Origin of the sequence: Haemophilus parainfluenzae, assembly GCF_036288925.1 — a bacterium.
GTDB lineage: Bacteria > Pseudomonadota > Gammaproteobacteria > Enterobacterales > Pasteurellaceae > Haemophilus_D.
In genome coordinates this window covers 2218131-2228071 of the sequence record NZ_CP127167.1, presented here as the reverse complement: position 1 = coordinate 2228071, position 9941 = coordinate 2218131, and the positions used below count along the sequence as shown (strand labels likewise).

General features: G+C 39.1%; 11 protein-coding genes. All 11 read left to right on the top strand.

Translation table 11 applies throughout. The features are described 5' to 3' along the window. Positions 1-318 precede the first annotated feature (318 nt). The 11 genes from rpmH (at position 319) to rlmC (ending at position 9715) form a co-directional block, all read left to right on the top strand. Positions 319-453 carry a 50S ribosomal protein L34 gene (rpmH, locus tag QQS40_RS11195; protein ID WP_005539760.1) on the top strand — a complete coding sequence of 45 codons (135 nt, stop codon included), beginning with the start codon at positions 319-321 and terminating at the stop codon, positions 451-453. A 12-nt stretch (positions 454-465) separates the two neighbouring features. Then, positions 466-834: a ribonuclease P protein component gene (gene rnpA / locus QQS40_RS11190; RefSeq protein ID WP_111406817.1), complete on the top strand. Its 369-nt coding sequence runs from the start codon at positions 466-468 to the stop codon at positions 832-834. Then, positions 789-1052, top strand: coding sequence for a membrane protein insertion efficiency factor YidD (gene yidD, locus QQS40_RS11185; protein WP_005695569.1), 264 nt, complete (start codon positions 789-791; stop codon positions 1050-1052). The genes rnpA and yidD overlap by 46 nt, the downstream gene beginning before the upstream one ends. Next, positions 1052-2680: a membrane protein insertase YidC gene (yidC, locus tag QQS40_RS11180; protein ID WP_111406815.1), complete on the top strand. Its 1629-nt coding sequence runs from the start codon at positions 1052-1054 to the stop codon at positions 2678-2680. Before yidD ends, yidC begins: the two co-directional genes overlap by 1 nt. A gap of 127 nt (positions 2681-2807) precedes the next feature. Then, the gene (gene mnmE / locus QQS40_RS11175) at positions 2808-4166 is read left to right on the top strand and encodes a tRNA uridine-5-carboxymethylaminomethyl(34) synthesis GTPase MnmE (protein ID WP_178160955.1); all 1359 of its coding nucleotides are present in this window, start codon (positions 2808-2810) and stop codon (positions 4164-4166) included. 10 nt (positions 4167-4176) lie between these two features. Further along, positions 4177-4734 (top strand): manganese efflux pump MntP, encoded by a 558-nt coding sequence (locus QQS40_RS11170; RefSeq protein WP_329505346.1) that lies wholly within the window; start codon positions 4177-4179, stop codon positions 4732-4734. 68 nt (positions 4735-4802) lie between these two features. Further along, the gene (gene ppiD, locus QQS40_RS11165) at positions 4803-6680 is read left to right on the top strand and encodes a peptidylprolyl isomerase (RefSeq protein WP_329505344.1); all 1878 of its coding nucleotides are present in this window, start codon (positions 4803-4805) and stop codon (positions 6678-6680) included. 100 nt (positions 6681-6780) lie between these two features. Further along, positions 6781-7131, top strand: coding sequence for a purine nucleoside phosphoramidase (gene hinT / locus QQS40_RS11160; protein ID WP_005695575.1), 351 nt, complete (start codon positions 6781-6783; stop codon positions 7129-7131). Next, the gene (locus QQS40_RS11155; protein ID WP_049363082.1) at positions 7131-7478 is read left to right on the top strand and encodes a putative periplasmic lipoprotein; all 348 of its coding nucleotides are present in this window, start codon (positions 7131-7133) and stop codon (positions 7476-7478) included. The genes hinT and QQS40_RS11155 overlap by 1 nt, the downstream gene beginning before the upstream one ends. A 3-nt stretch (positions 7479-7481) precedes the next feature. Next, the gene (gene nagZ, locus QQS40_RS11150; protein ID WP_307990335.1) at positions 7482-8525 is read left to right on the top strand and encodes a beta-N-acetylhexosaminidase; all 1044 of its coding nucleotides are present in this window, start codon (positions 7482-7484) and stop codon (positions 8523-8525) included. Next, complete coding sequence (gene rlmC / locus QQS40_RS11145; protein WP_329505338.1) at positions 8522-9715, top strand: 23S rRNA (uracil(747)-C(5))-methyltransferase RlmC; 1194 nt, start codon at positions 8522-8524, stop codon at positions 9713-9715. Before nagZ ends, rlmC begins: the two co-directional genes overlap by 4 nt. Positions 9716-9941 lie beyond the last annotated feature (226 nt).

The window sequence follows — 9941 nt, the reverse complement described above, 5'->3', positions numbered from 1 at the left end:
GATAAATTATCCTTATGTTATATGCGTATAAAATAAAAGCCGCAAAAGTGCGGTTAAAAATCGAAGAGGATTTTACAATAATTTAGGCGAAAGATCTTCTGTTGCTCATCAAAAAAAGACAAAAAGGTTGCTTGAGATTTTGCCCAAAATCCGTATAATCCCCACGATTTTAGAAGAAACGGAAGATTATTTCGGAATTTTCTCTTTTCTTATTTGACGAAAGCCCAATTTATGATTAAAATTGCGGTCTATTTTTTATAACCCTTGTTGTGTTTTGGCTATCAAAACAGTAAACCATTTTGATTTAGGTAGATTATAATGAAACGTACATTTCAACCTTCTGTATTAAAACGTAGTCGTACTCACGGTTTCCGTGCTCGTATGGCAACTAAAAACGGCCGTCAAGTTTTAGCTCGTCGTCGTGCTAAAGGTCGTAAAAGTTTATCTGCATAATCACCTCTTTTAGTGATTAAGCTAAACTTCTCTCGGGAGTTACGATTGTTAACTCCCGCTCAATTCAAAAATGTCTTCGAACAACCGTTTCGAGCAAGCACCCCTGAAATTACCATTCTCGCACGCAAAAATAATCTTGAGCATCCACGCTTAGGTTTAACTGTGGCTAAAAAACATCTTAAACGAGCGCATGATCGTAATCGTATCAAACGTTTAGTTCGTGAAAGTTTTCGTTTGTCCCAACATAATTTGCCTTCTTGTGACTTTGTCTTTGTGGCGAAACGTGGCATTGGTCAGCTTGATAATCAAACGTTTTTACAAACTTTGGATAAATTATGGGCACGTCACATTCGTTTGGCACAAAAATCCTCATCGCTTTAATTAAGTTTTATCAAGTAGCGATTAGTCCTTTAATCGGGCCTCGCTGTCGTTTTGTGCCAACCTGTTCTTGCTATGGTATTGAGGCGTTAAAAACACATGGATTGTTAAAAGGTAGTTGGCTTACGCTAAAACGTGTATTAAAATGTCACCCCTTAAGCGCCGGTGGATTCGATCCTGTTCCGCCGAAAAAGATTAATAATAACGATGAGAAAAAATAATGGACTCAAGACGTAGCCTATTAGTGCTTGCACTACTCTTTATTTCTTTCCTTGTTTATCAGCAATGGCAACTTGATAAAAATCCACCGGTTCAACAACAGACCACGGAACAAACAACAACCGCCTCTTCTGATGTACCGGCAAGTTCTTCTTCATCTGCCGAAGTAGTGGCAGACTCACAAACCAAAGGTCACATTATCACATTAGAAAATGATGTATTCCGTTTGAAAGTGGATACATTAGGTGGTGATGTAATCAGTTCTGAATTATTAAAATATGATGCAGAATTAAATTCAAAAGAACCTTTCGTTTTATTAAAAGATACAAACGAGCATGTTTACATTGCACAAAGCGGCTTAATCGGTAAAAACGGGATCGATACAAAAGCAGGTCGTGCACAATATCAAGTGACGGGTGATAATTTCAAATTAGCAGAAGGTCAAAATGAACTTTCTGTACCATTAACATTTGAAAAAGATGGTGTCACTTATCGTAAAATCTTTGTATTAAAACGCGATAGCTACGATGTAGGTGTTAACTTTGAAATTGTGAACCAAAGTGGTAGCGCAATTGAAGTTGAACCTTACGGTCAATTAAAACATACATTAGTTGAAAGCAGCGGTAACGTAGCAATGCCTACTTATACCGGTGGTGCGTATTCTTCTTCTGAAACAAATTACAAAAAATACAGCTTCAGCGATATGAAAGACAAAAATCTTTCTATCGATACCAAAGCAGGTTGGGTTGCTGTTTTACAACACTATTTCGTATCAGCTTGGATCCCAAATCAAGATGTAAATAACCAACTTTATAGTATTACAGATAGCAAAAATAACGTTGCGTCTATTGGTTATCGTGGTCCAGTAGTATCTGTTCCAGCGGGTGCAACAGAAACAATTACCAGCTCATTATGGACAGGTCCGAAATTACAAAACAAAATGGCTGAAGTGGCTAACCACTTAGACTTAACTGTCGATTATGGTTGGGCATGGTTCATCGCGAAACCATTATTCTGGTTATTAACTTTCATTCAAAGTATTGTATCTAACTGGGGTGTGGCAATTATTTGTGTCACCTTAGTGGTGAAAGCGATTTTATATCCGCTCACAAAAGCACAATACACGTCTATGGCGAAAATGCGTATGTTGCAACCAAAAATGCAAGAAATGCGCGAACGTTTTGGTGATGATCGCCAACGTATGAGCCAAGAAATGATGAAACTTTACAAAGAAGAAAAAGTAAATCCACTTGGCGGTTGCTTACCATTAATCCTTCAAATGCCAATTTTTATCGCATTATACTGGACGTTTATGGAAGCGGTTGAACTGCGTCATGCACCATTCTTTGGTTGGATTCAAGATTTATCGGCACAAGACCCTTACTACATTCTCCCAATCTTAATGGGCGGATCAATGTTCTTGTTACAAAAAATGTCACCGACACCCGTTGCAGATCCAATGCAACAAAAAGTGATGAATTTCATGCCGTTGATCTTCATGTTCTTCTTCCTCTGGTTCCCGGCAGGTCTAGTGCTTTACTGGTTAGTGTCTAACTTAATCACTATCGTACAACAACAAATGATCTACCGTGGTTTAGAGAAAAAAGGGTTACATACCCGTAAAAAATAACAAATAGAAGGCATCGAAAGATGCCTTTTTTCTATCATTGATTGATATATAATCTCATGGGCGTATTAATGCGCCCTCTCATTTTTTTATCGCAGATAAAAGTGCGGTCAATTTTTAGTGAGTTTTTATGAAAGAAACAATCGTCGCACAAGCGACAGCACCAGGACGTGGTGGTATTGGTATTTTGCGTGTATCTGGCCCGAAAGCGGTTGAAGTGGCACAGGCGGTGCTCGGTAAATGTCCTAAACCAAGAATGGCAGATTATTTACCTTTTAAAGATGCTGATGGCACAGTATTAGATCAAGGCATTGCGCTTTATTTTAAATCGCCGAATTCCTTTACTGGTGAAGATGTATTGGAATTGCAAGGTCATGGCGGACAAGTGGTATTAGATTTGTTACTAAAACGAATCTTACAACTTGATGGTGTTCGTCTTGCGCGTCCAGGTGAATTTTCTGAACAAGCTTTTTTAAACGATAAATTAGATTTAGCCCAAGCTGAAGCCATTGCTGATTTGATTGATGCGACTTCGGAGCAAGCTGCTCGTTCAGCATTAAAATCATTACAAGGTGAATTTTCTAATAAAGTGAATCAGTTAGTGGATTCCGTGATTTATCTGCGTACTTATGTGGAAGCGTCGATTGATTTCCCCGATGAAGAAATTGACTTTTTGGCAGACGGTAAAATCGAAGCAAAATTACGAGAAATTATTGATCAGCTTGATTTAGTCCGTAGCGAAGCAAAACAAGGCTCGATTTTACGTGAAGGGATGAAAGTGGTGATTGCTGGTCGTCCAAATGCAGGTAAATCAAGTTTACTGAATGCTTTAGCGGGCAGAGAAGCAGCCATTGTGACAGATATTGCTGGTACAACGCGTGATGTGTTGCGTGAGCATATTCATATTGATGGCATGCCTTTACATATTATTGATACCGCCGGGCTTCGTGAAGCGACAGATGAAGTTGAACGTATCGGGATCTCACGTGCCTGGACGGAGATTGAGCAAGCCGATCGCATCATTTTAATGTTAGACAGCAGCGACCCTGATAGCCAAAATATCGAAAAAGTGCGATCAGAATTTTTATCAAAATTGCCAAATAATATGCCAGTGACCATTGTTCGCAATAAAGTAGATTTAAGTGGCGAGGCAGTTGGGCTAAAAGAAGAAAATGGAACAACGACCGTTTGTTTATCCGCCCAAACACATCAGGGTGTAGATTTGTTGCGTGAGCATTTAAAACAGGCGATGGGATTCCAAACGGGAATGGAAGGTGGTTTCTTAGCACGCCGTCGTCATCTTGATGCCTTAGAAAAAGCGGCCGAACATTTACAAATTGGATTAGTCCAATTAACTGAATTTCATGCGGGTGAATTACTGGCAGAAGAACTTCGTTTAGTTCAAGCTAACCTGAGTGAAATTACGGGGCAATTTACCTCGGATGATTTACTCGGCAATATTTTCAGTTCTTTCTGTATTGGAAAATAACTTGTAGTTTATGACTTTTCATATGTTGTGGGTTATTGCTCTAGGGCTTTCGATGGATGCCTTTGCAGTTTCCATCTCTAAAGGCTTAGCAATGCGGGCTTTTCGTTGGAAACAAGCATTAGCTATTGCATGTTGCTTTGGGTTATTCCAAGGCATCATGCCTGCGATAGGCTATGTTGTCGGACTGCAATTTAGTCATATGATTCAAAATTGGGATCACTGGATTGCGTTTATTTTGCTCGTTCTCATCGGTGTGAATATGATTCGAGAAGGAATTAGCTCAGATGATGAACCCACTCCCTCATTGATTAGTTTAAAACACTTGCTAACACTTGGTGTGGCAACGAGTATTGATGCGTTAGCCATTGGTGTCTCTTTTGCTTTTCTTTCCGTGGACATTTTGTTGGCTGTCTTCATCATTGGTTTAACAACCTTTGTCATCTCTTTTATTGGCGTAAAGAGCGGTCATTTTTTAGGGAAAAAATTCAAAAGCAAAGCAGAGATTTTTGGCGGTTTAGTGTTATTAGTCATGGCTGTGAAAATCCTACACGAACATGGTGTTTTTTAAGTGCGAATTTTCGCCTTTTAGATTATAATCTTACGAACTTTGTCTTTTTTTAAAAGGGTAATAATTGAATGTTAATTGAAAAAATGCATGGCATCGCCCATAGCTTTATCGGAAAAGCGATCTTTGCTTTAATTCCAGTTTCATTTTTGATTGGTGGGATGTCAGGTTATCTGTATAGCAGCAATGATAGTTTTGCGGCAAAAGTAAATGGCGAAACCATCTCTCAACAAGATGTCTTAAATCGTTATAACCAAGAGTTTGAAGCGCGAGCTCAACAAGAAGGCGAGAGCTTCCTAGCGAAAACTGACTCGGTGGAATTTGTGACCGCACTTCGTCAAAATTTAATTCAACGTTTAGTGGATCAAGAATTAATCCGTCAATATGCGAAAGAATTAAAATTAGGTGTCAGCGATGACATGATCAAACGTGCGATTGTAAGCGATCCTAATTTACAATCTAACGGTAAATTTGATAATACCCGTTATCAACAATTATTGACTCAAAATGGTTTAACGTCCGATACTTATGCGACTATTTTACGTAATGCATTAACACTTGAACAAATGCAAAACGGTTTGGCTGACAGTGAATTTGTTGTGCCGGCTCAAGTAAAAGATAACGCACAAGTCTTTTTCCAAAAACGTATCGCTCGTCTTGCGACACTTCCATTAGCCGATGAAATTGCAAAACAAAAAGTGACGGACGAAGAAATTAAAGCGTATTATGATGCGAATGCGAAATCACTTGTTCAACCTGAACAAGCGAAAGTGCAATATATTAGCGTTTCAGCAAATGCATTAGGTAAATTACAACCTGTCACTGAAACACAAATTGCACAATATTATCAAGAAAATAAAGCACAATTCATTAGCCAAAAATTAGCGCATATTCAATTCTCAACTGAGAAAGAAGCGGATGCCGTTTATCAAGAACTGCAAAAAGGTGCTGATTTTGCTGAGTTAGCAAAAATAAAATCCCTAGATAAACTTTCTGGTGCTCAAGGCGGTGAATTAGGTTGGGTAAAAGACAACGAATTACCGAAAAACTTTGAAGATGCAGCATTATTGTTAAATGTTGGTCAATACAGTACACCGGTTAATGTGGATGGGGCTTACCATATTATTTTAGTGCAAGATCGTAAAGAGCGTACTTTAGAAGAAGTGAAAGAACAAATCGCAGAGACTGTACGTAAAAACTTAGCAGAAAGCCGTTTCCAAGCGGTAGAAAAAGCGGTTCGTGAAAAAGCAGCAGAAAGCAGTGATTCTTTAGCTGCGGTAGCTGAAGCGGCAGGTGTGAAAGTAGAAGAAACGGATTACTTTGGTAAAAATAATGTCCCTGCGGCATTAAATTTCCCAAATGTGACTTCTGCTATTTTTGAATCTGATATTGCAAACGGCGGTGCAAATTCTGAGCCATTAACCGTAGGTGAAAATGAATTTGTAGTGGTACGTGTCGTGGATCACAAAGATGAAGGTTTACAAAGCCTTGATGAAGCAAAATCAACGATCGAGCAATTTTTAAAACGCGAAAAAGCCGATAAAGTATTAGCTGAAAAAGCAGAGCAAGCGGTTAAAGCACTATCTACTGATCCTACCAAATTACCAGCAGGTATTAGTTTTAGTGAACCACAAACCTTTACACTAATGGATAATAAAGATCCAATGCTTTATGAAGGTGTATTTGCTATTGCTAAACCACAAGATGGTAAAGTAGCTTATCAAGTTGCTCGCAACAGCAAAGGTGATGTAGTTGTGGTTGCTCTTGAACGTGTAGAAGAGCCGACTTTAAGTGAGCAAGAATTAGCGAAATTTAGCACTCAACTTGTTCGTGCACGTCAAGGCGAATTGCAAGGACAGTTAATGCAAGCATTACGTGAAAAAGCACAAATCGAGATTAATACCAGCTTTATTAATCAAGATGATTCAGAAGAAGGTGCGGCTCACTAAGCCGATTGAAATGTCATTCATCATCAATTTCTGATGGAAAATAAAAGCAAAGTGCGGTAAATTTTGACCGCACTTTTTTATATAAAATAAGGAGAAGACTATGGCTCAAGAAACCATTTTCAGCAAAATTATTCGTAAAGAAATTCCGGCCAATATTGTTTATCAAGATGAATTAGTAACCGCATTCCGCGATATTTCACCGCAAGCGAAAACCCATATTTTGATTATCCCAAATAAAGTGATTCCAACGGTTAATGATGTGACGGAACAAGATGAAGTTACTTTGGGTCGCTTATTTACTGTCGCGGCTAAAATTGCGAAAGAAGAAGGCATTGCCGAAGACGGTTATCGTTTGATTGTGAATTGTAATAAACACGGTGGACAAGAAGTATTCCATATTCATATGCATCTTGTTGGTGGTGAACCTTTAGGTAGAATGTTGGCGAAATAATGAAAAAGATCCTAATTACAGCAACGGTATTATTTTTAACGGCTTGTTCATCTGCACCAAATATTGTGGGAACCAATAAGCCAATTTTAAATATGGCAGCAAATTTAGCACCCGCTTTAGATGTTGATTTGTCTGATAATACCGCAGCCTTAAAAAATAAAACTACACAACAACTCAATGTGCTTTACCACCTTTATTGGTATAACACACAAGGTGTAACGCAAGTTTGGCCGAATCAGCAAGAAAGCCAATCAGGCAATATTTTATTGCAACCACAAGAAAAGAAAGTGTTTGAGCTACCAAAACCAAGCACAGAAAGTAGCAATTATCGTCTTTACTTACAATAGTTTATGTCCACATTATTAATTGACCTTGAAGGTCATGAGCTCAAACAAGAAGAAGTTGAATTACTGGAACATCCTTTAGTTGCCGGTTTGATTTTATTTACCCGCAATTTTTATGATCGTCAGCAAGTTCAAGCGCTAATTAAATCCATTCGTCAACGAGTGAAAAAGCCTTTATTGGTCACAGTCGATCAAGAAGGTGGTCGCGTGCAACGTTTCCGTGAAGGTTTCACTCAGCTCCCTGCGATGCAGGCTTTTGCGGCATTAGTTGAGGACTCAGCTCAGCAACAGCAAATAGCAAAAGAAGCGGGTTGGCAAATGGCTGCTGAAATGGTGGCGTTAGATATTGATTTGAGTTTTGCTCCGGTGTTGGATTTAGGTCACGAATGTCGTGCGATTGGTGATCGTAGTTTTGGCTGTGATGTAAAAAGTGCGGTCAATTTAGCAGCAGCTTTTATTGATGGTATGCACCAGGCGGGCATGGCAACAACAGGAAAACACTTCCCGGGACACGGCCATGTTTTAGCTGATTCTCATCTTGAAACCCCTTATGATGAGCGAGCAAAAGAAGTGATTTTTAATCATGATATTTTGCCATTTCAGCAATTAATTCAACAGAGTAAGCTTGATGCGATTATGCCGGCTCACGTCATTTATACACAATGTGATAGCCAGCCAGCAAGCGGTTCGAGTTATTGGTTAAAAGAGATTTTGCGTAAACAGTTGGGCTTCCAAGGAGCGATTTTCTCTGATGATTTAGGCATGAAAGGCGCAGGCTTTATGGGCGATTTTGTGGCTCGCAGTGAAAAAGCCTTGAAGGCTGGTTGTGACTTATTATTGCTTTGTAATGAGCGAGAAGGTGTCATTCAAGTGCTTGATAATCTGAAGTTACAGGAAACAACAGAGCATTTCACAGCACGCCAAGCTCGCTTGAAATCGCTCTTTAAACAAAAATCCTTTGATTGGTCAGAACTCACAAAAACTTCGCGTTGGATTGAAAATCATCAAAAACTGACCGCACTTCAACAAGAGTGGCTTGCTTCTAAATGATTGATTGCCATCATTATCAAAAAGGCGATTGCCGTTCTTGTCAATGGCTTGAAATGCCTTATGAACAGCAACTCGCCAAGAAAGAAGAGCATCTAAAACAACAACTTGCCAAATTAGATTGTGATAATTTAATTTGGCATCCGCCTTTTTATTCCTCTGAGTCAGCTTTTCGTAATAAAGCCAAAATGGTGGTAAGTGGTGCGGTGGAACGTCCCATTTTAGGTATTTTACAAGACTCGAATGATCCACAAAGTGCGGTGGATTTATGTGATTGTCCGCTTTATCCGCAACGCTTTGCTGAACTCTTTCCGATTCTAAAAGATTTTATTGGGCGCGCGGGTTTAGTCCCTTATAACGTGGCTAAACAAAAAGGTGAGCTGAAATATATTCTGCTTACAGAAAGCCAACATACAAAAAAATTGATGTTACGTTTTGTATTGCGTTCAGAAACTAAATTGCCGTTAATTCAACGTGAATTTGCAGGCTTATTGGAAAAATTACCACAACTTGAAGTGGTGAGCGTGAATATTCAACCTCAACACGCAGCGATCTTAGAAGGTGAGAAAGAAATCTTTTTAACTGAACAGCACACCTTATCAGAAAGCTTTAATGGTATTCCGCTCTTTATTCGCCCTCAAGGTTTCTTCCAAACGAATCCACTTGTAGCGCAAGGGCTATATGCAACGGCGCAAGATTGGGTGCAAGATTTGCCGATTACTAAACTTTGGGATCTCTTTTGTGGTGTTGGAGGGTTTGGACTTCATTGCGCTAAAGCTTTACAGGATAAACATCAACAAGAAGTGGAATTGACCGGGATTGAAATTTCCCCATCTGCTATTCAAGCGGCGACGCAATCCGCTCAGGTGTTAGGGCTAAACAACGTTAAATTCCAATCTTTGGATGCGGCTAATTTTGCTTTAACACAAGATGAAAATAAACCGGATTTGGTGATCGTCAATCCGCCTCGTCGAGGTATCGGAAGGGAACTCGCAGAATTTCTCAATGAAATGCAACCGCACTTTATTCTTTATTCCAGCTGTAACGCGATTTCCATGGGAAAAGATTTGCAACACCTAACCAATTATAAGCTTACTCAAATTCAATTATTTGATATGTTCCCGCATACGGCACATTATGAGACGCTAGCATTATTGTCCAAACTTAATGTCAATGAACATATAAGTGTTTAAATAGAGCTTGATGAACTTGATTTGACAAGTGCTGAGAGCAAGGCTACTTATGAGAAAATTAAAGAGTATGTACTGGGGAAATTTGGATTTAAGGTTTCTACATCGTATATAGCACAAATCAAAAAGAAATGTGGAGTTGTACTGAGGGAGCATTATAATAAATCGCAAAAAGAGAAACAGGTTATTCCACAATTACACCAGAAAAAGAAGAAACTATCATGGATAC

Excerpts from the sequence above, each read along its gene's own strand:
- rpmH (WP_005539760.1), top strand. The coding sequence starts at position 319 with ATGAAACGTACATTTCAACCTTCTGTATTAAAACGTAGTCGTACTCAC.
- yidD (WP_005695569.1), top strand. The coding sequence starts at position 789 with ATGGGCACGTCACATTCGTTTGGCACAAAAATCCTCATCGCTTTAATT.
- yidC (WP_111406815.1), top strand. The coding sequence starts at position 1,052 with ATGGACTCAAGACGTAGCCTATTAGTGCTTGCACTACTCTTTATTTCT.
- mnmE (WP_178160955.1), top strand. The coding sequence starts at position 2,808 with ATGAAAGAAACAATCGTCGCACAAGCGACAGCACCAGGACGTGGTGGT.
- QQS40_RS11170 (WP_329505346.1), top strand. The coding sequence starts at position 4,177 with ATGACTTTTCATATGTTGTGGGTTATTGCTCTAGGGCTTTCGATGGAT.
- ppiD (WP_329505344.1), top strand. The coding sequence starts at position 4,803 with ATGTTAATTGAAAAAATGCATGGCATCGCCCATAGCTTTATCGGAAAA.
- hinT (WP_005695575.1), top strand. The coding sequence starts at position 6,781 with ATGGCTCAAGAAACCATTTTCAGCAAAATTATTCGTAAAGAAATTCCG.
- QQS40_RS11155 (WP_049363082.1), top strand. The coding sequence starts at position 7,131 with ATGAAAAAGATCCTAATTACAGCAACGGTATTATTTTTAACGGCTTGT.
- nagZ (WP_307990335.1), top strand. The coding sequence starts at position 7,482 with ATGTCCACATTATTAATTGACCTTGAAGGTCATGAGCTCAAACAAGAA.
- rlmC (WP_329505338.1), top strand. The coding sequence starts at position 8,522 with ATGATTGATTGCCATCATTATCAAAAAGGCGATTGCCGTTCTTGTCAA.